Annotated in this window: 24 protein-coding genes; 17 read left to right on the top strand and 7 right to left on the bottom strand. The window is 45.4% G+C overall.

What is annotated here, in order from left to right; translation table 11 throughout:
* The 4 genes from LWP20_RS00935 to rpiB form a co-directional block, all read left to right on the top strand.
* Positions 1-1,205, top strand: a 1,205-nt coding sequence (locus LWP20_RS00935) for an IPT/TIG domain-containing protein (RefSeq protein ID WP_242926232.1), incomplete at its 5' end; no start/stop codon positions are given.
* 190 nt (positions 1,206-1,395) lie between these two features.
* The gene (gene glyA / locus LWP20_RS00930) at positions 1,396-2,670 is read left to right on the top strand and encodes a serine hydroxymethyltransferase (protein WP_242926231.1); all 1,275 of its coding nucleotides are present in this window, start codon (positions 1,396-1,398) and stop codon (positions 2,668-2,670) included.
* A 30-nt stretch (positions 2,671-2,700) separates the two neighbouring features.
* Positions 2,701-3,540 carry a twin-arginine translocase subunit TatC gene (gene tatC / locus LWP20_RS00925; RefSeq protein WP_242926230.1) on the top strand — a complete coding sequence of 280 codons (840 nt, stop codon included), beginning with the start codon at positions 2,701-2,703 and terminating at the stop codon, positions 3,538-3,540.
* A gap of 4 nt (positions 3,541-3,544) precedes the next feature.
* Complete coding sequence (gene rpiB / locus LWP20_RS00920; protein WP_242926229.1) at positions 3,545-3,982, top strand: ribose 5-phosphate isomerase B; 438 nt, start codon at positions 3,545-3,547, stop codon at positions 3,980-3,982.
* Between the two features lie 9 nt (positions 3,983-3,991).
* Here the strand turns inward: rpiB and LWP20_RS00915 are convergent, their stop codons facing one another.
* Positions 3,992-5,308, bottom strand: a complete 1,317-nt coding sequence (locus LWP20_RS00915; RefSeq protein WP_242926228.1) for a hypothetical protein — start codon at positions 5,306-5,308, stop codon at positions 3,992-3,994.
* Positions 5,309-5,497: 189 nt separating this feature from the next.
* On the opposite strand from LWP20_RS00915, the gene rbfA reads away from it, so the two are divergent.
* The 8 genes from rbfA (at position 5,498) to LWP20_RS00875 (ending at position 14,886) form a co-directional block, all read left to right on the top strand.
* Positions 5,498-5,908, top strand: a complete 411-nt coding sequence (gene rbfA / locus LWP20_RS00910) for a 30S ribosome-binding factor RbfA (protein WP_242926227.1) — start codon at positions 5,498-5,500, stop codon at positions 5,906-5,908.
* Positions 5,909-5,926: 18 nt separating this feature from the next.
* Positions 5,927-6,736 (top strand): class I SAM-dependent methyltransferase, encoded by an 810-nt coding sequence (locus LWP20_RS00905; RefSeq protein ID WP_242926226.1) that lies wholly within the window; start codon positions 5,927-5,929, stop codon positions 6,734-6,736.
* A gap of 104 nt (positions 6,737-6,840) precedes the next feature.
* Positions 6,841-8,064 carry an ABC transporter permease gene (locus tag LWP20_RS00900; protein ID WP_242926225.1) on the top strand — a complete coding sequence of 408 codons (1,224 nt, stop codon included), beginning with the start codon at positions 6,841-6,843 and terminating at the stop codon, positions 8,062-8,064.
* 235 nt (positions 8,065-8,299) lie between these two features.
* On the top strand, positions 8,300-11,218 hold the full coding sequence (locus LWP20_RS00895; RefSeq protein WP_242926224.1) for a DEAD/DEAH box helicase: 2,919 nt from the start codon (positions 8,300-8,302) through the stop codon (positions 11,216-11,218).
* Between the two features lie 232 nt (positions 11,219-11,450).
* Positions 11,451-11,891: an SRPBCC family protein gene (locus LWP20_RS00890; RefSeq protein ID WP_242926223.1), complete on the top strand. Its 441-nt coding sequence runs from the start codon at positions 11,451-11,453 to the stop codon at positions 11,889-11,891.
* A 57-nt stretch (positions 11,892-11,948) separates the two neighbouring features.
* Positions 11,949-13,433, top strand: coding sequence for a 1-hydroxycarotenoid 3,4-desaturase CrtD (gene crtD, locus LWP20_RS00885; RefSeq protein ID WP_242926222.1), 1,485 nt, complete (start codon positions 11,949-11,951; stop codon positions 13,431-13,433).
* Between the two features lie 6 nt (positions 13,434-13,439).
* Positions 13,440-14,123 (top strand): carotenoid biosynthesis protein, encoded by a 684-nt coding sequence (locus LWP20_RS00880; protein ID WP_242926221.1) that lies wholly within the window; start codon positions 13,440-13,442, stop codon positions 14,121-14,123.
* 154 nt (positions 14,124-14,277) lie between these two features.
* On the top strand, positions 14,278-14,886 hold the full coding sequence (locus LWP20_RS00875; protein WP_242926220.1) for a TetR/AcrR family transcriptional regulator: 609 nt from the start codon (positions 14,278-14,280) through the stop codon (positions 14,884-14,886).
* A gap of 67 nt (positions 14,887-14,953) precedes the next feature.
* Here LWP20_RS00875 and LWP20_RS00870 read toward each other — a convergent pair whose 3' ends face one another.
* The 3 genes from LWP20_RS00870 to LWP20_RS00860 form a co-directional block, all read right to left on the bottom strand.
* Positions 14,954-15,196, bottom strand: a complete 243-nt coding sequence (locus tag LWP20_RS00870) for a DUF6952 family protein (RefSeq protein ID WP_242926219.1) — start codon at positions 15,194-15,196, stop codon at positions 14,954-14,956.
* A gap of 8 nt (positions 15,197-15,204) precedes the next feature.
* Positions 15,205-15,522, bottom strand: coding sequence for a thioredoxin family protein (locus tag LWP20_RS00865; RefSeq protein WP_242926218.1), 318 nt, complete (start codon positions 15,520-15,522; stop codon positions 15,205-15,207).
* Between the two features lie 138 nt (positions 15,523-15,660).
* Complete coding sequence (locus tag LWP20_RS00860) at positions 15,661-16,350, bottom strand: Tll0287-like domain-containing protein (RefSeq protein ID WP_242926217.1); 690 nt, start codon at positions 16,348-16,350, stop codon at positions 15,661-15,663.
* A gap of 75 nt (positions 16,351-16,425) precedes the next feature.
* Here LWP20_RS00860 and prfA point away from each other — a divergent pair, with 75 nt between their 5' ends.
* The 3 genes from prfA to LWP20_RS00845 all read left to right on the top strand — a co-directional run bounded on the left by prfA (position 16,426) and on the right by LWP20_RS00845 (position 19,679).
* Entirely contained in the window at positions 16,426-17,499 is a 1,074-nt protein-coding gene (gene prfA, locus LWP20_RS00855; protein WP_242926216.1) for a peptide chain release factor 1, read from the top strand.
* Between the two features lie 100 nt (positions 17,500-17,599).
* Positions 17,600-19,003, top strand: a complete 1,404-nt coding sequence (locus LWP20_RS00850; RefSeq protein WP_242926215.1) for a hypothetical protein — start codon at positions 17,600-17,602, stop codon at positions 19,001-19,003.
* A 256-nt stretch (positions 19,004-19,259) separates the two neighbouring features.
* Positions 19,260-19,679, top strand: coding sequence for a secondary thiamine-phosphate synthase enzyme YjbQ (locus LWP20_RS00845; protein WP_242926214.1), 420 nt, complete (start codon positions 19,260-19,262; stop codon positions 19,677-19,679).
* A 66-nt stretch (positions 19,680-19,745) separates the two neighbouring features.
* Here LWP20_RS00845 and LWP20_RS00840 read toward each other — a convergent pair whose 3' ends face one another.
* The 3 genes from LWP20_RS00840 to gpmI are packed head-to-tail and all read right to left on the bottom strand — an operon-like array spanning position 19,746 to position 23,461.
* A complete protein-coding gene (locus tag LWP20_RS00840) occupies positions 19,746-21,305 on the bottom strand; it encodes a M43 family zinc metalloprotease (RefSeq protein ID WP_242926213.1) in 1,560 nt (519 codons plus the stop codon).
* Positions 21,306-21,339: 34 nt separating this feature from the next.
* Positions 21,340-21,927, bottom strand: a complete 588-nt coding sequence (locus LWP20_RS00835; RefSeq protein WP_242926212.1) for a hypothetical protein — start codon at positions 21,925-21,927, stop codon at positions 21,340-21,342.
* A gap of 1 nt (position 21,928) precedes the next feature.
* Positions 21,929-23,461 (bottom strand): 2,3-bisphosphoglycerate-independent phosphoglycerate mutase, encoded by a 1,533-nt coding sequence (gene gpmI / locus LWP20_RS00830; protein WP_242926211.1) that lies wholly within the window; start codon positions 23,459-23,461, stop codon positions 21,929-21,931.
* Between the two features lie 243 nt (positions 23,462-23,704).
* Here gpmI and LWP20_RS00825 point away from each other — a divergent pair, with 243 nt between their 5' ends.
* Positions 23,705-24,118 (top strand): DUF4783 domain-containing protein, encoded by a 414-nt coding sequence (locus LWP20_RS00825; protein ID WP_242926210.1) that lies wholly within the window; start codon positions 23,705-23,707, stop codon positions 24,116-24,118.
* Between the two features lie 66 nt (positions 24,119-24,184).
* Positions 24,185-25,042 carry a carboxylating nicotinate-nucleotide diphosphorylase gene (gene nadC / locus LWP20_RS00820; protein WP_242926209.1) on the top strand — a complete coding sequence of 286 codons (858 nt, stop codon included), beginning with the start codon at positions 24,185-24,187 and terminating at the stop codon, positions 25,040-25,042.
* Positions 25,043-25,057: the final 15 nt, after the last annotated feature.

Genomic DNA, 25,057 nt, shown 5'->3' with positions numbered 1-25,057 from the left:
CAATCCTGGTGCGTACTCCTCAGGGACAAGTATATTCCTCCAGTGTCTACACAGTAACAGGAGCACCAACCATAACATCTTTTACGCCTGCCTCGGGTCCTGTGGGCACGGTGGTAACGGTTACGGGCAGCAATTTTACCGGAGCCACCCAGGTGTATGTGGGCAACGGCATGGCCACCGCCTTTACTGTGGTTAGCGATACCGAGCTTAAAGTCACTGTGCCGGCGCTGGCTTCAACAGGTGCAATCCTGGTGCGTACTCCTCAGGGACAAGTATATTCCTCCAGTGTCTACACAGTCGATATGCCTAAAATTACTCTCAGTGCAAGTCAGCTTACTTTCACTTCTGAGCCAAATAAATCGGTTACACAGCAATATGTAGTAGAAGCTAAAAATCTGGAAGACAATAAAGTTGCGCTTAGTGTTTCTGGAGCTGGGGAATATACTATTTCAGCATCTGAAACAGGTACATTTGCCAAGTCGCTTGTGCTTACAGATAATATCTCTAATAAAACTCTGGCACCAACCTCAATCTGGGTTAAATATTCACCAACAACTGCAAATTCTGCTCTTGATGGTTCCATTGCTCATTCTAGCCTAAGAGCGAACACTGAGAGTTTGACGTTACAGGCAGTGCCGAAACCGCTACCAGTTGAGTTAGTATCTTTTAGCGCCGGCAATCATTCGGATGCTATAATGCTGAACTGGGTTACAGCTTCAGAAAAAGATAACGACTACTTCGATATTGAGGTCGCACATAATCTGAAAACGGGCTTTGAGAAAGTAGGAACAGTAAAAAGTAAAGTAATCAATAGTTCTGTTACTACTAAGTATACTTATAAGCATTACACGGAAGGTGGCGGAACACGCTATTACCGCTTAAAGCAGGTAGATTTGGATGGCACATCTACTTATAGCAAAATTGTAGCGATAAACATTGCTGCAGTTCATGCTGAAGAAATAACCATCGCTCCTAACCCACTAAACTATAACTCCAAAGTATACATTTCAGCCATAAATGCTAGCAAAGGCAAATTAAGATTAACTTCCGTAAAAGGTAGTCTGGTATACTCGAAAGAAGTGCAGGTACGGGCAGGGCAGAATGAAATACAGTTGCCTGTTTATGATAAATTACAAAGCGGCTTGTATATTCTGACGGTAGAACTGGAAGACAAACTACATCAAATAAAGGTAATAAAGCAGTAGCCTACTTAAGCTTATACCAAAGGCCCGACACCTGATAAAGTGCCGGGCCTTTGTGCTTTTGGGGTGGTTTAAGTTATACTTTTTTGGCGGCCAATCTGCAGGCAGAGGCAACACCGTATATAAACTTCTGAAACATTGGTTTATTCCCAAGCATACTTTAATTTTGGACATTAAATAAAGCACAAAAGTGATGCAAAAAGATACAGCTATATTTGACCTAATTGCTAAAGAAAAAGCCCGCCAGATGCATGGTATTGAACTGATAGCCTCTGAAAACTTTGTTTCGGAGCAGGTAATGCGTGCAATGGGCAGCGAAATGACCAACAAGTATGCGGAGGGCTTGCCTGGCAAGCGCTACTATGGAGGTTGTGAAATAGTAGATCAGGCGGAGCAATTAGCTATAGATCGTGCAAAGGAACTTTTTGGAGCTGAATGGGTAAACGTGCAGCCACATTCGGGTGCACAGGCAAACGCAGCTGTTATGCTGGCAGTATTGCAGCCTGGCGATAAAATCCTAGGCTTTGATCTGTCGCATGGTGGCCACTTAACGCATGGTTCGCCGGTTAACTTCTCCGGAAAGCTTTACAAGCCATCTTTCTATGGTGTAGAGCAGGAAACAGGCCTTATCGATTTTGATAAAGTAGTGGAAACTGCACGACGTGAGCGTCCGAAGTTAATAATCTGTGGTGCATCGGCTTATAGCCGCGACTGGGATTATAAGAAATTACGCGCGGCAGCTGACGAAGTGGGAGCCTTGTTGATGGCTGATATTTCTCACCCATCCGGTTTAATTGCCCGTGGATTATTAAACAACCCGTTTGAGCATTGCCATATTGTAACCACTACAACCCACAAAACACTGCGTGGCCCTAGAGGTGGTATGATCATGATGGGCAAAGATTTTGAAAACCCGTTCGGCCTGAAAACTCCAAAAGGCGAAACACGCATGATGTCGTCTGTGCTGGATGGCGCCGTATTCCCGGGTACGCAGGGTGGTCCGCTGGAGCACGTTATAGCTGCTAAGGCTGTTGCATACTTTGAGGCCCTGTCAGATGATTACTTGGTTTATGTTAAGCAGGTACAGCAAAATGCACAGGCAATGGCCAAAGCATTTCTGGAGCGTGGCTATAACATTATCTCAGGCGGTACCGACAACCACATGATGCTGATTGACCTTCGCTCAAAAGGCTTGACAGGTAAGCTGGCTGAGAACACACTGGTTAAAGCAGATATCACCATTAATAAGAACATGGTGCCTTTCGATGATAAATCTCCGTTTGTAACATCTGGAATGCGTGTAGGTACTGCTGCCATTACAACTAGAGGCTTTAAAGAAAACGATATGGCCCGTATTGTTGAGCTGATGGATGACGTATTGACAAACCATGACAACGACAGCAAACTTGAGACAGTGCGTAAAGAAGTAAACAACTGGATGCAGCAGTATCCGCTGTTTGCATACTAATCTAAACATACATAACATTATACCCTTTTGATGGACCAACCATATTTAGAAGAGGCGCAGCAGAACGAGATGTCCTTTGTGGATCATCTTGAGGAGTTGAGGTGGCATATCATCAGGGCTTTAGGCTCAATTGCTGTTTTTTCAGTAATTGCTTTTTTAGCTAAGGGCTTTGTTTTTCATGATATCATACTTGCCCCATCAAGGCCGGATTTCTTTAGTTACCGGATGATGTGCGAGCTGGGTAATAAATTAGGTACTGAAGCGCTCTGTATCGATAAAATGACCTTTTCGATTCAGAGCCGCCAGATGAGCGGGCAGTTAACGATGCACATGATGGTATCGTTTATACTTGGCCTGGCTTGCGCTTTTCCGTATGCATTCTGGGAGATATGGCGTTTTGTAAAACCGGGGCTATACCCACAGGAGCAGAAAAGCTCTAGAGGCGCAGTGTTTTTTGTATCTATACTTTTCCTGATGGGGTTATTATTTGGTTATTATGTAGCCTCTCCTATCTCAATCAACTTCCTGGCCGGTTACCAGGTTGATCCGTCTATTGTAAACGAGTTCGACCTGACCTCATACGTATCTACACTTACAACTATGTGCCTATCATGCGCATTAATGTTTGAGATGCCCGTTATCGTATACTTCCTTACAAAAGCCGGATTGCTATCGCCAGAGATAATGAAGGTTTATCGCAAGCATGCCATTGTAATTATACTTGTGATTGCAGCCATTATCACGCCTCCGGATGTAGTAAGCCAGTTATTGATAGGAATGCCGCTGATGCTGCTCTATGAGGTAAGTATAAGTGTGTCGAGCTCGATACGCAAAAGTGATCTAAAGAAATTAAACCAGAATAACGCATAAAACTATGGCTTACAAAATTGCTATTGGAGGAGACCATGCTGGTTTTACCTATAAAAACCTGATCAAAGAAATACTGGCAGAAGGTGGGCACGATGTAAAAGATTTCGGGCCATTTTCTGATGCATCGGTAGATTACCCTGACCATGTGCACCCGCTGGCAAAATCAATTGTGAACAAGGAAGCTGATTTCGGAATCCTGATTTGCGGAAGCGGTAACGGCGTAGCCATGACGGCCAATAAGTATAAAGAGGTGCGTGCGGCACTTTGCTGGAAACCAGAATTAGCGAAACTGGCACGCGAGCACAACGATGCCAATATACTTTGCATACCAGCTCGTTTTGTTTCGGAAGAAGAAGCAGCAGAGATGGTAAAAGTATTTTTAACTACTGCATTTGAGGGCGGCCGCCACCAGAACCGCGTAGATAAAATAGCGGATTGCTAGAAGTATAAATTAACGATTTCTTTTGTAAACTGCCGTTGTTTGCGTTGGCTCGTATGCCGCAAAAACAGACGGCAGTTTATATTTTAACTCCTTCATTAACCCGGCTTTATCTACAATATAAGCTGGGGCTTCATTCCGGAAATTCTGGTAGATTTCGTAAACAGACTGGTATTGTTTCAGGTTGCCAAAGTGGCGCTGCGATAATTGCCAGTTTAGGTATGGTGTTGCAATTTTATTATGCTCATAATAGCTGATATCATCGCCCAAAACTAACACGGTAGAGCCGCTGATTTCGGGAGCCGGATTTTCAGGTAATAATAAAGCCGATTCGTTAACGGAAAGTATAGATGAAAGGCCCAGCCATTGCCGGTAACGCAATACTACTACACCTATTAAGAGTAACATAAAAAACACATTCAGCATCCATACTTTCCGGAAGCTATAGAAAAAGAAAACGCTGAAATAACCTAATGTCGGAAGTACAACCATAAAACTGCCCGCTGATACTTCTGTTCGGGTTAAGGCAACAAAGAGGCTTACAACCAACCAAACCACCATTAACTGCTGAAACTTAACTTGGAAAACAAGGCGTTGTGGCAGCGATGCCATGCTGAAAAGTGCCAGCGCCAAAACAAGCCCGGGTATAGCTACTATTTTAATGATATCTGCAGGCGGAACTATAAAGGTTGGTTTTAAATGCCAGGGTTGTAGCAGTTGGAACTCTAGGTAATATGAAAGAGCGCCCGTGTACAGGTAATAGGTCATTAACACTATAAACGGAAAAGCAAAGCCGCAAAGCATCAGTAAAAAACTTCTGAAAGTGCTGGATGCAAAGAAAATAATAGCAAATGCACCAACCAGCAGAAATAAGGTGAGCGGCAGGTAGCTGAGTGCTGCCAGGCCAAGTATAAATCCACCTATAAACAAACGGCTGTTATCCAACCCCTCCCGCGCCATAGTTACCAGGTAAGGCAGCGAAAGTATAATAAAAGTATTGCCTATAAGTAAGGGCGTCAGCATATCCGACTCCATCGTTATACTTCCCATAACCAGGTATAACAGTGCCGGAATATAATTCTTGCTGGCGTAAACCTGGTAGCGGTTTAAGGTAGCATTAAAAATAAGCGCCTGGGCCAATAGCAAAGCTGCCGCTATAAGCCGGTAAGCCAGATACGACCTGCCAGTTAGCAAATCTATTATCCAGTAAAAAAAGGCCGACAGCGGTGCAGTATTGTCATATACATCGCGGTACATCGCAAATCCATCGGCCATTCGCTCGCCCACCAGCATAAATAACAGCTCTGGCCGGGTGGCAGGAATACCCAAAAGTATAAGCGGTAATCGTATAGCTAAGTATAAAAAAATTAGCAGGATCAGTCGGGAAGGCAGTATGCTTCTGAAGTAACTAATCAAGTGAAGACGGGGTTAGAAAAAAGTATAAACCTAAAAGCCCTAAAATGAGTCGGGCTCTTTTGGAGTAAAAATGCGAAATTAATATGATATTTGCATCTTCATATGGAAAGTAAAAGACAACAGAAATTTTCACGTCTCATTCAGAAGGAATTAGCAGAGATCTTCCAAAAGGAAGTTCCGCACCTTTTCGGGGGGGCTTATATATCCGTGAGTGTGGTACGAGTGTCGCCGGATATGGGTGTAGCTAAAGTATACCTTAGCGTAATGATGGCCCAAAACAACGAGGCGCTGCTATTAGAGGTGCGTACGAATACAAAAACCATCCGCCATTTGCTGGCGCAGCGCATCAAAAAACAGGTTCGTGTTATACCTGAACTCATATTTTACCTGGACGACAGCGCTGATTACGCTGCAAACATTGATAAGCTTTTCACTGGAATAGAGATTCCGCCTGCCGATAAAGACTACAATACAGACGATTATATCGAAGATATCGATAACGACAATAAATAGCTTTAGCTTACCACCCTTATGCAGTATGACCCGATTAAGCGGGTGCTTGGTGATGTTTTCAACAAGACTCCGTTTTTGCGCCGCGTATTTTTTAACCTTTTAGACCTGCTTCTGCTGCGAACGTGGCATGTGCACAAAGAGCTTAGAAACTGGGCTGCTTCAAATAAAAACTCACAAAGCCAGATATTGGATGCCGGTGCGGGTTTTGGCCAGTATACTTATTATCTCTCCGGTATGAGCCACAAATGGAACATACTGGCAGTAGATGTAAAAGAAGAGCAGGTATCTGATAATAATAACTTCTTCAGGGCTATTGGCCGCCAGAATGTAATGTTCCGTATTGCAGACCTGGTGCAGTTCCGTCAGCCTGAAACTTTTGACCTCGTATTGTCTGTGGATGTGATGGAGCACATCCTGGAAGACGTAGAAGTGTTCAAAAACTTCCATGCTTCCATGCATCCGGGTGCCATGTTGCTTATCTCTACTCCTTCCGACCAGGGTGGCTCTGATGTGCACGGCGATGGCGAAGCTTCTTTTATAGAGGAGCACGTACGCGATGGCTACAACATCCAGGAGATTCAGGATAAACTATATTCGGCTGGTTTCAGTAAGGTAGATGCACGTTATTCGTATGGCAAACCGGGGCAGATATCCTGGCGCTTATCCATGAAATACCCGTTGCTGATGCTGGGAGTATCTAAAATTTTCTTCCTGTTGCTGCCGTTCTACTACCTGCTTACTTTCCCGGTTTGTCTGGTGCTTAACTGGCTCGATGTAAATGGTAATCACCCATCCGGTACCGGACTGATTGTGAAAGCCTGGAAGTAATTCAGTTGTTAGAAAGATGATTGTTAAATTGCTGTTTCAGCATGATAAACACTCGCAATTAACAACAGTACCATTAACAATTAACAATCAGTAAATATCAATTAATGAATGTACCTTTTCTGATAGCGAAACGATATTTTTTCTCCAGAAAGAAGAGGAACATCATTAGCATTATCTCCAATATTGCTATGATTGGGGTAGCCGTTGGCTCCATGGCCCTGATTATTGTATTATCGGTTTTTAATGGCCTGGAAGACCTGATCCGTGAAATTTACAGCAGTTTCGATCCAAACCTGAAGATATCAGTTGTTGAAGGCAAATCTTTCGAAACGGACACCGAGTTTATGAACCGCATTCGGCGCACGCCCGGTGTGGCTGTAGTTTCTGAAGTAATAGAAGACAACGCCCTGCTACGTTACAACGACCGCCAGATGGTGGTAAAAGTAAAAGGCGTAAGCGAAAACTTCTTCCAGCAGAATGAAATTGATTCCGCCGTGGTGGCCGGCCACAGCCAGCTTATTATGAATGGTACATACTATGCCCTAGTGGGCCGTGGTGTGCAGTATCAGCTATCCATCAGGCCGAACAGCCAGTTTGTGCCACTTCAGTTTCTATACCCGCGCAATACCAAATTTAACCCTCTTAACCCGGAAGGGGCATTTAACAGCAAGAATATTACGCCTGGTGGTGTATTTGCCATTGAGCGGCAGTACGACGATGCCTATGTTTTTGTGCCCCTTAACTTTGCCGAAGAATTGCTGGAGTATGGCCGCCGCCGTACCTCGCTGGAAGTGAAGGTAGAAGAAGGCTACCGCGTAGAAACTGTAAAGCGTGCGTTGCAGGAAGTGCTCGGGAAAAAATTTAAAGTGCAGAACAGCGACGAACAGCATACCAGCCTGTTGCGTGCCGTTAAAGTAGAGAAACTTTTCGTGTTCATCACCTTTGCCTTTATACTTCTTATTGCCTCGCTTAATATCTTCTTCTCGCTTTCGATGTTAGTTATCGATAAGAAGAAAGACATTGCCATACTTGCCTCTATGGGCGCAACAGCTACTACTATCCGCAATATTTTCTTGTTTGAAGGGGCGTTGGTTGCATTTATTGGCGCAGCCTATGGTTTATCGATGGGGATGCTGGTATGCAACCTGCAGCAAACATTCGGGCTAGTATCTATGGGTATGGCCACATCGGTAGTAGATTCTTATCCTGTTAAAATGGAGATCGAAGATTTTGTACTGACAGGGGTTGCCATTATTGTAATTACACTGCTGGTATCCATCAGGCCGGCACGCAAGGCCGCCGCCATGTCTGTTACCGAAAACATATAACAGATTCATACTTCATATTTTCCTCTTCCTATACTTTCTTGCAATGCCGGCAGCATAATTTTGCTGCCGGATCAGATGCCGCTTTTGTACCTGAACAGACTATTGCAGGTAGTAGCTGTTTTTAGCCCGAAAATTTAGCCAAACAACGCAGAAAACCCGATAGAAGTAGCTCTTTAAGGGTAGGATTTTAGCAGCTTTAGGACTAAATTTGAAGTCCTAAAAAAATGTCTTCGGCATGAAAGTATACACCACACAGCCTTTTCAGGCAGTATACTCGTTGTTTGAACACGAGTACCTGGGTTATCTGTTTGAGTCTTTTGTGGTGCAGGTGAACAGCAAAGGCCAGTTAACCTTGCAGCACCAGAATATTTCTGCCAAAAACGCCCAGGAGTTTGCCGCCAGGTTTGATGCCAACGACCTTAAGCTTATTTCGCTCATCGACCAGATTCAGCAGGATGCTGTGCTGAAGAAGTTCTCCACCAAAAAAGTTTCTGCCGCCGATTTTTTCCTGAAAGTATACGACCCTGAAAAAGGCGACAAAACGCTGCAGGAAAGTATAAGCCATTACATCCAGAGCCGTATGGGCAAGATTCTGGAATTGCTGCGCGGCAAGCAAACCTTTATTATGGGTAAGGACGGCGAACCAACCTGGAAGAAGATCGGCATTGCACCGGAAAAGGCTACAGTATTATTCCATTTCAGGCGCAACGAAGACAATACCCATTATTTTCCGACATTAAAGTATGCAGGCGATAAACTGGAGTTTCAGTACCGCGATGCAGCCCTGATTTGCTATGAGCCAGCCTGGCTGATGGTAAGCAACGTGATCTATAGCTTTGCGCAACCGATTGATGGTAAAAAGCTGCAGCCTTTCCTGAACAAGAAGTTTATTGCCATCCCACGCTCTGTAGAAGAAAATTATTACCGCAAGTTTGTAGCGCCGCTGGTAGAGTCGTTTGATGTATATGCCAAGGGCTTCGATATAAACTCAGAGAAGTATAAGCCATCGCCCTACCTCACTTTTACAGAAGTTAAGAGCGCTAGCGACGCACCTGCCATATTCGCTGGCACAGATGCTAAAGCTGTAGTTTCTGATAAAATACTTTTTGACCTCTCGTTCAAGTATGGCGATTTTATGGTGTCAACGCAGGAGGCCAAGCGCGTGAGTGTGAGTGTAGAGAAAACCCAGGACTCCTATATTTTTCATCGCCTTATCCGGGATGTCAATCATGAAAAAGAGTTTGTAAAAGAGCTGTCGAAGCGGGCGCTGGAAGTAAAGAACGGGCAGGCTGTACTGGATAAAAATGCTGCTTTTAGCTGGCTTGGCAATAACCTGCAGGAGTTGGAGCAACTTGGCTTTACAGTGCAGCAATCTGAAATGAGCGGCAAAAACTACTTTATCGGGGAGATATCAGTAAATGTAGGCATCACAGAAAACAACGATTGGTTTGATATTTACGGTACCGTGCGCTTCGGCGAGTTCGAGATTCCGTTTATCAAGCTGAAGAACCACATACTTACCAAAAACAACGAGTATAAACTGCCAAACGGGCAAATCGCTATTATTCCGGAAGAGTGGTTTACGCAGTACATAGAGCTTTTTGCTTTTTCAGAAGGCGAAGATGCGCTTACGCTGAAGAAGCACCACATGGCTTTGGTAAACGATTTGCAGAACGGTAACCTGGCCACCGTAACCATGAGCCGCAAGCTGGAAAAGCTGCGTGAGTTTGAAACAATAGAAGATAAACCGCTGCCAGTTGGCTTCCGGGGCGAGCTGCGGCCTTACCAGAAAGCGGGCTATAACTGGCTGCACTTTGTAAAAGACTATAAATTTGGTGGCTGCCTAGCCGATGACATGGGTTTAGGTAAAACTGTGCAAACATTGGCCATGCTGCAGCACCGCAAGGAGAACGGCGCCGAGGCTGCATCTTTGCTGGTAATGCCAACTTCGCTGATCTACAACTGGCTGAATGAGGCTGCTAAGTTTACCCCGGACCTGCGTGTGCTCACCTATACGGGTACCTACCGCGATAAAAACGTAGACCAGTTTAAGGATTACGACTTAGTGCTTACCTCCTATGGCATAGTGCGCCTGGATGCGGAGCTGCTGAAAAGCTATTACTTCGATTATATTATCCTGGATGAGTCGCAGGCTATAAAAAACCCGGATTCTACCACTTCGCGAGCGGTACGTGAGCTTAAATCGAGGCACAGGCTTATACTTACCGGCACGCCTGTAGAGAACAGTACCATGGATCTTTGGTCGCAGATGTCGTTCATAAACCCCGGCTTACTTGGCAACAAACACTTCTTCCGCAACGAGTTCCTGAAACCGATTGAGAAGAACAAAGATGAGCATAAAACCCGCAAGCTGCATGCGCTCATCAAGCCGTTTATACTTCGCAGGCATAAATCGCAGGTGGCCAAAGAGCTTCCTGAAAAGATTGAGCATACCACGCTGTGCCGCATGACGGAGGAGCAGGAGCATGCTTATGAAGAAACGAAATCATACTACCGTAATAAGATCCTGACGAACCTGGAAGAGCACGGTCCTGGCAATACGCAGTTCATGTTATTACAGGGCCTCACGAAACTCCGCCAGATAGCCAATCACCCCCTCATGACCGACCCGGGCTACGAAGGAGAATCAGGTAAGCTGAAGGAAGTTCTGCGCATGACTAAAAACGTAGTAGGTAAAGGGCATAAGGTGTTGATATTTAGTCAGTTTGTGAAGCACTTGGAGATTATAAGACAAGCCCTGGATGAGCGCGAAATAACCTATACTTACCTGGATGGCAACACAAAAGACCGGCAGCAACAGGTAGAGCGTTTCCAGACCGATGAAAGTATACGCGTGTTCCTGATCTCGCTGAAGGCTGGTGGCGTAGGGCTAAACCTAACTGCTGCGGATTATGTGTTTATACTTGACCCATGGTGGAACCCGGCTGTAGAGGCGCAGGCCGTAGACAGAGCGCACCGCATCGGGCAGCAGAATACGGTATTTACCTATAAATTCATTACCAAAGATTCTGTAGAAGAAAAGATCCTGGCCCTGCAAAGCCGCAAAATACAGCTTGTTACAGACCTGATCAGTACCGATGAAACCATTATCAAAAGCCTGAGCAGAGAAGATATTGATAACCTGTTGAGTTAAAAGCTTTGTTGTTGATTGTTACTTGATAATTGCTGATCAGTAACAAGTATAAAATATAACCGCCGCTGCAAGTATAACTGCAGCGGCTTTTCTTTTGCCGTAAGTATAACTTTAGCTTCAGAAAGAGGTTATACTTTATATTAGTAGTATGTGTAGCACTCATATAGCTTACCCTATAGTTATACCAGCGCCAGGACCAGCAATAAATAATTTAACAAGCAGCAATTGAATCGTGCAGATCCATCTTAAAACTAACGTTAGCCAAAACTACCTGCAGGTTTTTAATGCTTTTGATGAGCAATTGTTTCGGAAACTGGCGCCTCCTTACCCTAAATTAAAACTGAACAGGTTTGATGGCTCTGAGCCCGGCGATGTAGTGGAAGTAGAACTGCAGACAGGTATAAAATCCTTTAAATGGACAAGCCTGATAACCGACCGAAGTATAACTGATACCGAAGCTTATTTTGTAGACGAAGGCCAGATCCTGCCTCCCCCGCTAAAACTATGGCACCACAAACATTTGGTAACAGAGTATGGCGCAGGTTCCACCATTCACGACATCATCACTTATAACACTGGTAACAAATGGCTTGATTTGTTGCTTTACCCGCTTATGCTGGCGCAGTTTAGTATGCGGAAACCGGTTTACAGGAGGGTATTCGGCAAAGTATAAACCTTTCTGCCCTATTTCAGTTTAGCACACAGGAAGTATAAATCCGTAACTTAAAGCATGGCAAAGGCAGTAGTTATTGGCGCAGGCATTGGCGGTATTGCAGCAAGTATAAGGCTGGCTGTAAAAGGCTATGATGTTACTGTATTTGAAGCTAATGAAAGCTTTGGCGGCAAAATGCACGAGTTCTGGCTGGGCGAGTATAGGTTTGATGCCGGGCCTTCGCTGTTTACCTTGCCGCATTTGGTTGATGAGCTATTCATACTTGCCAACCGAAACCCAGAAGACTATTTTACCTATACCCGCCTTAACCCGATAACGCATTATTTCTGGCCTGATGGCAGTAAGTTAAAAGCCTACGCCGACCCTGAACAGTTTGCCCGCGAAGCTGAGCAGCAACTGGGTGTGCCGCAGCAAACAGTACTAAATGCCCTGCATAAAAGTGCCCGGCTCTACAACGGTACCGCCGATACATTTCTGCACAAATCGTTGCACAAGGCAGGTACTTACCTAAGCCCGGATGTATTAAAAGCATTGGGTTGTCTCAGCGACCTCGGCCTTACTACGACCATGCATACTGCCAATGCGCAACAGTTTTCGGACCCCCGCTTTGTTCAGCTGCTCGACAGGTTTGCTACTTATAACGGTTCCGATCCTTACCAGGCTCCGGGCACCCTAAACCTCATTCCGCACTTAGAACACAATATAGGCGCTTTTTACCCTAAAGGCGGAATTTATGCCATAGCCAGCAGTTTGGTAAAACTTGCTGAAGAACTGGGCGTGGTATTCAAGTATAAGCAACAAGTAGAGCGCATTATTACCAAAGGCAGCCAAGCGGTTGGCGTGCAGACTGCAAATGGCAAGTATGAGTCGGGAATTGTGGTAAGCAACATGGATATAGTACCTACCTACCGGAAGCTGATGCCTGACAAACCTGCGCCGGAGGCTACCTTGCAGCAACCACGCTCCAGCTCTGCGCTGATTTACTACTGGGGAATAAAGCGGGAATTTCCGGAGCTGCATGTGCATAACATCTTCTTCAGCCAGAACTATAAAGAAGAGTTCGAGCACATTTTCAAGTATAAAACCATAGGCCCCGACCCTACGGTATATATCAACATCACGTCCAAAGCGGAAAAAGATGACGCGCCGGCAAACGCGGAAAACTGGTTTGTGATGGTAAATGTGCCGCATAACCAGGGCCAGAACTGGGAAGAACTGGTAACTACTACGCGCGAAGCTATACTTAATAAACTAAGCAAAAGCCTGAAAACCGATATTGCCTCTTTAATAGAACACGAACAGGTATTAGACCCCTTGCTGATCGAAAGCCGGACATCTTCTTACGCAGGCGCACTTTATGGCAGCAGCTCCAACAACCGCATGGCTGCTTTTCTGCGGCACCCTAACTTCAGCTCTAAAATTAAAGGCTTATACTTTTGCGGAGGCAGTGTGCACCCCGGTGGCGGCATCCCGTTATGTCTGTTATCGGCTAAAATTGTAGGCGAGCTTGCTCCCAAAGTATCAACACCTGAGAAAGTATAAACTGTAATGCCCGAAACAACACAAAAAGCTCCTATGCCTCCGGCTATACTACTGCGCTATCAAAGTTATACTTTGCCTGCGGCTATAGCAGTGCTGGTTATTTTCCATGGGGTTGGTTTCTGGGGTTTGTTGTTCAGCAATAACCCGGGTTATTTTCAGGAGCTTACGCCGCTTAATTTGCTGCTTACCAATTTGCTCCTATTCAGCTTTCACCGGCAGTGGAATGGCGCTTTTATACTTTTTGCAGTAGTTGTGGCAGCAGTTGGTTTCCTGGCGGAGGTGGTGGGCGTGCACACTGGCCTGCTATTCGGCAACTATACTTATGGCGCCGCGCTTGGCCTGAAGCTTTGGAATGTGCCCCTGCTGATAGGGCTAAACTGGCTGATGCTGGTATACGTTACCGGTCACCTGGTAAATCTTACAAAGTTACATTGGCTGCTTAAAGCTATACTTGGAGCTATGCTTATGGTGCTGCTGGATTTCTTTATAGAGCCTGTGGCCATGAAGTATGATTTCTGGAGCTGGCAGGGTAATACTATTCCATTCAGTAATTATGCTGGCTGGATGGCGCTGGCTTTTTTGTTACAGGTATACTTTCAGCAAGCATCTTTCCGCAAGCAAAATAAGCTCTCCGCCTATGTATATGCCGTGCAGTTGCTTTTTTTTATAGGACTGTATCTTTTTTTGTAAAAGCTTGCTTGTGCTTCAGTAAAAGTTCTTGTATCAGCAGATTATATGCAATACTTTTACAGGTGTTTCAATTAGGTACGCGTAACACTTTACGGTTATTTATTACGTAATGTAGTTGGCACCCCGATAAGAGACAATGAGACGGACAGGCAAGATGACTTTTTTAGAAACCATTTTAGGGGAAATACTTCAGATTTTTAAGCGGGAAGGTATAGAGGCAAACTCGGAGGCTGATATCATTAAGAAGCTTGATATCCGGTCATCGACTTTCCATGAGCTGTTTGCTGATAAAGCTGATATGGTGCGGCAGGTTACCATTTTTGATATTGAGCAACAGAAACAGGAACAGGCCCGCATGCTGGCGAAAGCGGTTAACCCTGTAGAAGAAATCATGATGCTTTTGCAGGACGGAATTCAGAAGATGAAGGAGATTAACCCGGTGTATATTTTAGATATGCAACGCTACCCTGAAGCCTGGCAGTTAAGTATGGAGCATGTAAGCACCAATAACCAGATCGTAAATGCTGAAATCTTAAACCGGGGTATACTGGAAGGTTATTTCAGAAGAGATATTAACCTGCAGCTTGTTACCAAAATTATCCTGGAGCAGTTTTTAATGATGATAAACCCTGCGGTTTTCCCTCCTCAGAAGTATAACCTGTCGGAAGTGTTCCGGAGCATTTACCTATACTATGTGCGGGGCATTTGCACCGATGCCGGCGGTAAAATGGCAGAAGAGTATTTCTCCAGAAACAACCTGTAATATAAAAGCAAAGGCCCGAAGTATAAACTGCTTCGGGCCTTTGCTTTTATAGCTGTACGTTAAGTTATTAGCTAATAGAAACGCGTACTTTTTTGGTATACTCACGCAGTGCTGTTTTAAAATCAGACTCTTCGTCCTGCATGTGGTTCAGTATCCAAACGGCGGCTAACACGTGTGTCAGTTGTTCGCCTTCGTCGTCTCCGGCAACTTCTATAGCAAGTTGCTGCTCTTCAATAATAGCTGCCTCAGCGGCAACCAGGTCTTCTAATGTGTAATTTTCGACTAATTGTTTAATCGCAGGTATTTTCATATCAGTTTTTAAGCAAGTTTATGAATCAAATCAAGTACAGCCTCTTCTTTGCTGGCTGCCACCGTATCTACCAGTTTACCGCTTTTAAAAATAGCGAAGAACGGTAGGTTTGTTACTCCGGCAACTTTACGGGCTTCCGGGTTCTTTTCAGCGTTAACATCCACAAAAGCGACATTTGCAAACTGATCGGTATCAGACAAACGTTTGAACTTTGGGGCAAACAAACGGCAACTACCGCACCAATCGGCATAGTATTTTACTACCACATTCTGGTTAGAATTAATTACGCTTGTAAAATCGTTGTCAGTTGCTTGTATAACGGCCATAATTTTAAATCTTATAATTGGAAAAATGGTTCAAAGTTAAAATATGCTTTACTCTTACTGGCAGCAAAATTAAAGGTTTCAGGCCAGAATATCGTGTTTCAGGTATATAGAAAGTATAACAGCTGCCTTGGGCAAATGTTACCGGCGCCTTCTTTTTTTAGGCTGATCGTTTAAAAAAGTTACCAATTCTTTCTTGTTAAAGGTAATGTGCCACATGCCACGCAGCTCACCCAGTTTATAGTTTATGGCTGCATCGGCGGGGTATTTTTGCTTAATCTTTTCATAAGCTGCAGAAGTTATTTCGTTACCAACAGTACCGTGGCATTGCAGGCAGTTTTGATTGCGGATGTAAATGGGCGAAGTATAAAGCAGCTCGTTTTGGTTCAGGGCTACTACCTGCGGCTCCTTTAGCTGGCCTTTTTCATACTTGGCAAGTATGGCAGCTATAGTTGCATCTGGTTTATTTTGTGGGTTGCGCAGGCGGGTGCCGGTGCGGTGCGGTGTGCCCCCGAATTTATGGGCCAGTTCCTGCACTTCGGTATAGTTTTCGGGCTGGCAGTAAGGTATAGCTGTAGCCACGCCGCCTTGTTGCAGGCCTGCCTGTAGTTTTGCATCCAGCTGCTGCTGCGCCACTGTTACCACCGAGTCGCCGGCTTTTTGGGCCGCCGCCAGTATGTCTTTTTGCGTAAGGCGTTTTATCTTGTGGCGTTCAAGTTCACGGGCTATTTCCTTGCCTCCTTCAATGGGTTTTACTTTTACATCGCACCCTGAAACTATAAGGGCAGCGGTAAAGGTTATGTAGGTGAGCAAATTGCGCGGTTTGAACATCTTTTTATTCATATTTGTATTAAAGAAACTATACGCCAATTTAGTATCTTTGCACTTTAAAACCATAACGGAACAATGTTAGATAAATTAGAAGCCATAAATCAGCGATTTGAGGAAGTTAGCCAACTGCTTATCCAGCCTGACGTGGCCAGCGACATGAAGAAATTCAAGGCGTTGAACAAGGAGTACAAAGATCTTGACAAGATAGTAGTTGAATATAAGAAGTACCTGAACATACTTAGTAACATCGATAGCGCAAAGCAGGTTATCGCTACTGAAAAAGACGAGGACTTCCGCGAGATGGCAAAAGAGGAGCTTGACTCCCTGTTTCCGCAGCGTGAAGCCATGGAAGATCACTTAAAAGAACTCCTGATCCCGAAAGATCCGAATGATAGCAAAGACATTATCATGGAGATCCGTGCGGGTGCGGGTGGCGATGAGGCTTCTATTTTTGCCGGCGACCTTTACCGTATGTACAGCCGCTTTGCTGAAAAGATGGGCTGGCGCACCGAACTGATTGATGCCACAGAAGGTACATCGGGCGGTTACAAAGAAATTATCGTAGGCATGTCGGGCGAAGATGTGTACGGTAAACTGAAGTTCGAATCGGGTGTACACCGCGTGCAGCGTGTACCAGCTACCGAAACGCAGGGCCGTATTCATACTTCAGTAGCTTCGGTGGTAGTATTGCCGGAAGTAGAGGAGTTTGACATCGAGCTTGATATGAACGATATCCGCAAGGATCTTTTCTGTTCTTCGGGCCCGGGTGGTCAGTCGGTAAACACGACTTACTCAGCCGTTCGTTTAACGCACATCCCAACAGGCCTTGTGGCGCAGTGCCAGGATCAGAAATCGCAGCTCAAAAACTTCGATAAAGCGCTTGCGGTACTTCGTTCGCGTATTTACGAGCAGGAACTTGCCAAGAAACTGGAAGCCGAAGGTGCACAGCGTAAGAGCATGGTAGGCGGCGGCGACCGTTCGGATAAGATCCGTACGTACAACTACCCGCAAGGCCGTGTTACTGATCACCGTATTGGTTACACTGTTTACAACCTGCCTGCCGTAATGGATGGCGGTATTGATGATTTTGTGGAAGAACTGCGTATCGCTGAAAACGCTGAGAGGCTGAAAGAAGGCGCTACAGCTTAATTCTAAAAGTATAAACTATAGCATCAGGAATGTAGTAAGGGACAAAATCCCAAAGCTGCATTCCTGATTTTGTTTACACATTTCGCACTGATTGTTTATCTTGTTGAAGTATAAACCTAACGTATACTCTCCGCTGAAATTTCTAAGCTACATATGGCCCCTGTTGTTATTGTTGTCGGCACTGGCTTGCAAACCAGATGATGAAATAATAACCACAGACCCGGAGGCAAAGCTGGAGTTTTCAGGCGATACCGTTTTGTTTGATACTGTTTTTGTAACCCAGGGCAGCATTACCAAGCGTCTGAAAGTATACAACCCTAACAAAAAAGCAGTCCGAATCAGCGATATTACCCTAGCCGGCACAAGCTCCTCGCCTTATAAACTCACTATAAATGGCATAGAAAGCCCCCTGGCAAACAACATTGAGCTACGCGGAAAGGATAGTATTTACATACTTGTAAAAGTAACCGTAAACCCTTCCGATGTAAATCTCCCCTTTTTGGTAGCAGATTCTATACTTTTTAACACCAACGGCAACAGGCAGCAGGTAAAGCTGGTAGCTTACGGGCAGAATGCCTATTTCCACCGCAAAGTAGCCATTGGCACCACTACCTGGCCAAACGATAAGCCTCATGTATTGCTGGATACTGTGCTGGTGCAGGAAGGCGCTACTTTAACTATACAGAAAGGTACGCGCGTGTTTGCAGCCAGCAAAGCCGTATTGCTTGTAAATGGACGACTGCTGGTAGAAGGCACACCAACCGAGCGGGTAAGTTTTAGTGGTTACCGCCGCGAACCACTTTATACCGAAGCCCCGGGCCAGTGGGAAGGCATCAGAATACTTACCAAAAGCGAAAACAGCAGTATAAAGTATGCTGATATCAACAATACGGTTTATGGTTTGCGCATTGGCAACCCGGGTAAGGCCGGTACTTTAGTAGAAGGCTGCACCGTGGCTTATACTTTTATGGATGGCATTGTGAGTTATACTTCGGATGTGAAATTGGTAAATACATTGATCCGCAACTTCGGACAGTATGGTTTTGGTGGCCTGGGCGGCGGAAATTACGAGGTGTTATATTCTACCATTGTGAGCTACAGTAACCAGTTGCCCCGCGAAACGCCAGCCTTTGTAGTGGCAGATTTTATACCTGGCACCGACATTAAGAATCAGCCAACCAGCCTTCGGTTAATTAACTCGATCGTATACAGCGATAGTTTCCGGGATGAAGTATTGCTGGAAGCAGGCGCAGCTGCCCATCTGGAAATTACAAACAACATGCTACGCACCGAGAAGTATAAAACCAGCCTTAACGCAAACGGCAACAAGCTGAACATAGAGCCAAAATTCAAAGCTATAGGTAAGCTTGATTTCTCTTTGGATACTCTTTCGCCGGCCAGCTCCGCAGCCAGGTTTTTACCAGAAATTACAACCGATATCAAAGGCAAAAAGCGCAGCGCAACTACCCCGGATATAGGTGCCTATGAGCGAAGTATAGATTGAGGCCTTTGGAATTTTGAATAACTGACTTTTGAATGAGTGAATATATCCTGTAGTTTATACTTGTATATGTAAGAGGATAGGCTGGCAAAGGGTATCAGTCATGGTTTAAGCTTCTCTGTTATTCTGTCCTTGTTAGCATTGCTATTTAAGGCCGTATTGCTTGCTGGAGAAAATACGCAGCAAGGGCTAGCATGAGTTAATTTATACTTCATTTATTGAGTTATTCAATTATTCAAAATTCAGTTATTAAAAAAGTATGTGGTTTCAGAAAGAACTAAGGTTGCCGGCTGTTAAACGTGGTTTTCACCTGATCACTGATCTGCTGGAATCGCAACTGCCGGAGCTGGAGGACATAAAAACAGGCTTAGCGCATATTTTTATCAAGCACACCTCGGCAAGTTTAACCATAAGCGAAAACGCAGACCCAACCGTACGGCAGGATTTTGAAAGTCATTTTAACCGCATGGTACCCGAAAATGCTTCTTACTACCGCCATACTTCCGAAGGCCCCGATGATATGCCGGCCCACCTGAAAGCAGCTATACTTGGCACATCGGTAACTATACCAATCACCAATGGCAGGTTTAACTTAGGTACATGGCAGGGCGTTTATTTATGCGAGCACCGCAACCACGCATCTAAGCGCTGGGTGGTAGTTACGCTGCAGGGAGAGTAAATTTAATTTTGAATTAATGAAGGCTGAATAACTGAATAAGAGGTATAGTTTACTTCGATTAGCCGCTTACTTCAGGATGCTAATCTTCTTGAGTTCAGTGCCATTGGTACTTTCGATGTGCAGGAAGTATATACCGGCAGGCAGATGGCGGGTATCAAACCTTATGATGCGGCTACGTACTTCCTCATCCAAAACAGCAACACCTAAATTATTCAGCAGTTGCACCTTTCTTACCAGTACTTTGGCAGGCTGTTCAATTGTTATAAAATCAACGGCAGGATTCGGGTACACTGCCAGGTCATCCACGGTTACGTGTATGTAATCTTCTTTTACTTCTGTGCTGCTGAGGTTGCCATTAGAGATAGTTAAACTGACATTATACTTGCCGGGTTTTGTATACCTGACTACCGGATTTCTTTCAGTCGAAGTAGCAGGCGTGCCTCCTTCAAACTCCCATAACCACGAGGTAGGGCGCACGCCCAGCGAGGCATCAGAATAGCGAACAGAAGTACCTGCTATAACCAGTGTGTCGCGCTCATTAAAAGCTCTAAACTCAGACCGAAGTGTATTACTGCAAACTACAGAATTAAAGATGGAGGAGCGTGAGGTATTTAAAACTGCTTTCATATAATTGGCCTGGCCAAATGTGAACAGGTTCATGCAGGCATCGTTGCTGTAATCCATGTAGTTTTGCCACATATTGCCGTACGGGCTGTTATCGCACGATTGCACAATACCATCCGGGCAGCCCACTGTTTCCTGTTCTTGATTTGGTGTATCGGTAATGCCGTCGGAGTCGGTGCAGGTAGCGCCACCCCCGCCCCAGATGTGGCGCAAGCCCAGCCAATGGCCCACCTCATGTGTGGCGGTTCGGCCCATGTTATAGTTAGTAACAAAGGGGTTGGCAGGCGCAGCTCCGATAGTTTTATAATGCAGTACTACGCCATCAATATCCCTGGCAGCGCCCGGAGGCGTGGCGTAACCTATAATTTGTCCGCCCTCAATGTTACAGATCCAGATATTCAGGTATTGGCTAGGGTCCCAGCCGTTAACACCGCCTTCCTTCGAGAATTTTACATCGTCGGTGGTATAGCTGAATTCTTCTTTTGTGGAGCGTGTGCGGGTAATGCCGTTGGTTGGTTCGCCATCTGGGTTGGTGGTAGCGAGGCAAAACTCTATCTCGGCATCAGCGGCAAAAGGAAGGAAGTATGAAGGGGTCTGTCCTGCATCGGCATTTTGTCTTCTGAAATCATCGTTCAGTACCCGCAACTGCGATAGCACCTGTGCATCTGAAATGTTCTCTGCAGCAGAGTTGTATACTACATGGAAAACTACCGGAACCGTAATTACTGCCGACCGCAGGTTCTGCCCCTGCTGTGGCCTGCTTAGTTCCTGTTGAATAACCTGCTCTGCCTCTGATTGCCTTTTGCTAAAGCCGGCATCTTTCTGTTTTAGCAGCTCGATATAAGCAGTTGTAGCGCAGGCTCGCCCTTTATCAGAATTTATACTTTGGCCCAGGCAGGCTGCAGCAAAGTATAAACTGAAAAGAAAGGCAAGTATAAACCTGTGCATAAAACCGGCAACTAAACAAGTATAATTGAGAAGCTTATCATGTTTATTCAGCAAAAATCAGAAGAAGTATAGCAGTCTGCTGAGCTGGTTAATGCTCCTGAATAATAGCCGTAACGTTATAATGCAGCGAGTCGCCGAACACAAGCTTTTGTACCCCGTTGATCTGGTAACCGGTAATGTTGCCGGTAGCAGGGTTTGTGCTTAACGTTACTTTACGTTTAGAGTAAAACAGCATGTTCTCCTCCAGCAGCACTGCCTCCATACCTTGTAATTTCTGCTCCCGGTTTGTTTGCAGGGTAAGGTGTTGTACAGGTGCTTCGGCTTCGGCAGTTTTGGTATAAGTATAAGCTGTTAGGTTATTACCAAACGGCTGCTTTTCTTCTGTATAGTACTCGCGCAACGAAGGTTTTGAAATATCTACGTCCTGAAAAATGGCAAGCTCATCTTCCCAGTCAACTTCAGAAGTTTTTATAGTTTCGGCAGCCTTGTCTTCGGTTTTAGCCCGCTTAATAACAGTTGGCTTTTCGGCCTGCAGGCGTTTTGCCTGTGCCTGCAGGTAAGCAGCCAGGTTATATGCAGCACCTGCTGCATTTCCTGAAGCAGGCGGTGTTGGCCGCTCGCAGGCAACAGCAAACCCTAAAAGGCCAAACAGTGCTATAAATTTATACTTACTCAAGCTATATCTCATTAAGTATAAGCGATTTGCCCGTCATTTCTACAGGTCGCTCAATGCCCATCAGTTCCAGTATAGTTGGCGCTATATCACCTAGTTTGCCTTCTGCTAAAGTGCCCTTAAAATCGTTGCTTACCAACACGCAAGGCACCAAGTTAGTAGTGTGTGCCGTGTTTGGGGTGCCATCCGGGTTTATCATGTAATCGGCGTTGCCATGGTCTGCAATCACAATAGTGTCGTAGCCGCTTTCGAGTGCGGCAGCAACTACCGTCTGGGCGCAGGAGTCTACCACTTCGCATGCTTTAACGGCTGCTTCAAATACACCGGTGTGGCCTACCATATCAGGGTTGGCAAAATTAAGGCAAATAAAATCAGCGGTCTTGTTATGCAGTTCCGGTACTATAGTATCACGAATTTCGTAAGCGCTCATTTCCGGTTGCAGGTCATAAGTGGCAACTTTTGGCGAAGGGCACAACAGACGTCTTTCACCTTCGAAAACTTCTTCGCGGCCACCCGAGAAAAAGAAAGTTACATGCGGGTACTTCTCGGTTTCGGCAATACGGATCTGCTTTTTGCCCGCTTTTGCTATTACTTCGCCCAGCGTGTTGTTCAGGTTGTCTTTATCGAAAATAGGCTCTACACCTACAAAAGTATCGTCGTAGTTGGTGAGGGTAATGTAACGCAGGTTCAGTTTGTGCATGTTCTGCTCCGCAAAATCATGCTGGGTTAGGGCCTGTGTAATTTCGCGCCCGCGGTCGGTGCGGAAGTTAAAGCAGATAACCACATCCCCTTCTTTAATAACCGCAATTGGCTCCTGCTGGTCGTTTACTTTTACAATTGGCTTAATAAACTCATCGGTTACGCCCTCGTTGTAAGAATCCAGAACCGATTTTATAAGATTTTGCGATGGCGTTCCGATGCCGTTTACCATCAGGTCGTAAGCCAGTTTTACTCGCTCCCAGCGGTTATCGCGGTCCATGGCATAGTAGCGGCCAACTATAGACGCGATGGTGCCGGTTGTGTTCTCGAGGTGTTTTTCCAGGTCGTTAATATACTTTACGCCGCCTTTAGGGTCGGTATCACGGCCATCGGTAAAAGCATGAATGTATACCTGCTTCAGCCCTTCGTCGTTTGCGGCGGAGCAGATCGCTTTCAGGTGATTTATATGCGAGTGTACGCCTCCGTCAGACAAGAGCCCGATAAGGTGCACATCTTTATGTTCTTCTTTTGCAAAGGCAAGTGCATTGGCCAGTACGGGCATCTGCGCCAGTTTATGTTCGGCAATAGATTTGTTAATGCGTACCAGGTCCTGGTAAACTACGCGGCCGGCGCCTATGTTCATGTGGCCAACTTCGGAGTTCCCCATCTGCCCGTCGGGTAAACCTACCGCCTCGCCAGATGCCTGCAGTTTGGTATGCGGGTACTTCTGAAGTATAGAATCGTAAAAGGGAGTATACGCTTTATTTATAGCAGAAACAGACAGGTCAGTGGCAATGCCCCAACCATCTAAAATCATTAAAAGTACCTTCTTATTCATGCTGCAAATATAACTATAAACTTCCAAAGCCTGCTTAAGCCAGCCGGGCAAAAGCTTTCTGAATACAATGCCTGGAAAGTATGGCAACAGCCGGAAACTAACACAAACGAATCAACGTTGGCTATAGTATAAAGTTCTGTATGTATATATTTAGAGAATCCTATTAACTTTAACGTCTCAAGTGTACATCAGGGAGTTGGCATAGTTTTGGCTATTACCAGTGCAAGATTACAAACATCACTTATGAAAAAATTTAAACACATTACCATCGTATTTTCCTTGTTGTTGGCTGCGGCGTTTTTATCGGTGGGCCAGGCTGTTGCACAAGGCGATGTTATGGGTAACGTAAAATCAGCCATCAAAATTGGTTCTTCAAAAGACCTTGCCCGCAACTTTAACAGCGTGGTGGAGCTTACACTGGATGGGCGCGAGGCCACAAGTTACAGCAGCACCCAGGCAGAGTTCGTGATGAAGAACTTTTTCAATAAAAACGCACCTGTTGATTTCTCTTACAGCCACCAGGGCGCTTCCGACAAAGGGCAGCGTTATGCCATCGGTACCTATACTTCTAAAGGTGGTACGTATACTGTTCTTGTACGCATGAAGGAGTCGAAAGGCAAATTTCTGATACAATCGATGAACTTTATAAAAGATTAAGCAGATAATAATGAGATTTTTAAAAAGGCTCGGAGTATATCCCGAGCCTTTTTTTATTTTTGCACTGTGAAACCGACATACCTTACCGAACAAAGCATTAGCGAGTTTATATCGCGTGCCTTAGCCGAAGACATCGGCGACGGAGACCACTCTTCGCTGGCCTCTATTCCGGCCGATGCCCAGAACCAGGCGCGCTTGCTTGTGAAAGGCGATGGCATACTGGCGGGCGTGGAGCTGGCTGGTTATATTTTTAAAGCCGTAGACCCGGAACTGCAGCTGGATGTACTGTTGCAGGATGGTGCCCAGGTAAAGTATGGCGATGTAGCCCTGACCGTAAAAGGAAAGGCACAATCTATACTTACAGCCGAGCGCCTGGTGTTAAACTGCATGCAGCGCATGAGTGGCATTGCTACCTTTACGCACCAGCTTAACCAGCTGATAGCCGGTACTGGCGCCAAACTGCTGGATACCCGCAAAACCACGCCAAACTTCCGTATTATGGAGAAATGGGCAGTGCTGATTGGTGGCGGCGTGAACCATAGGTTCGGCCTCTTCGACATGATCATCCTGAAAGATAACCATGTGGATTACGCCGGCGGCATTCGCGAAGCTATTACAGCAACGCAGCGCTACCTGCAGGAAAAAGGCAAAGACCTGAAGATTGAAGTAGAAACCCGTACCTTGGATGAAGTGCGTGAGGCTTTGGAAACAGGTGGTATTCACCGCATTATGCTGGACAACATGAGCCCGGAAATAATGCGCGAAGCTGTAGCCATGATTGCTGGCCGTTACGAGACAGAAGCTTCCGGTGGTATTACAGATGCAACTATACGTGCCGTAGCTGAGTGTGGTGTAGACTATATTTCGGTGGGCGCGCTCACACATTCCATCAAAAGTATGGACCTAAGCCTGAAAGCATATTAATTTAAAGTACCTTTG

Origin of the sequence: Pontibacter vulgaris (assembly GCF_022758145.1) — a bacterium.
In the GTDB taxonomy this organism is placed as follows: Bacteria; Bacteroidota; Bacteroidia; order Cytophagales; family Hymenobacteraceae; genus Pontibacter; species Pontibacter vulgaris.
Note: the sequence above shows the minus strand (reverse complement) of the source record. Positions and strands in the feature narration are given on the sequence as shown.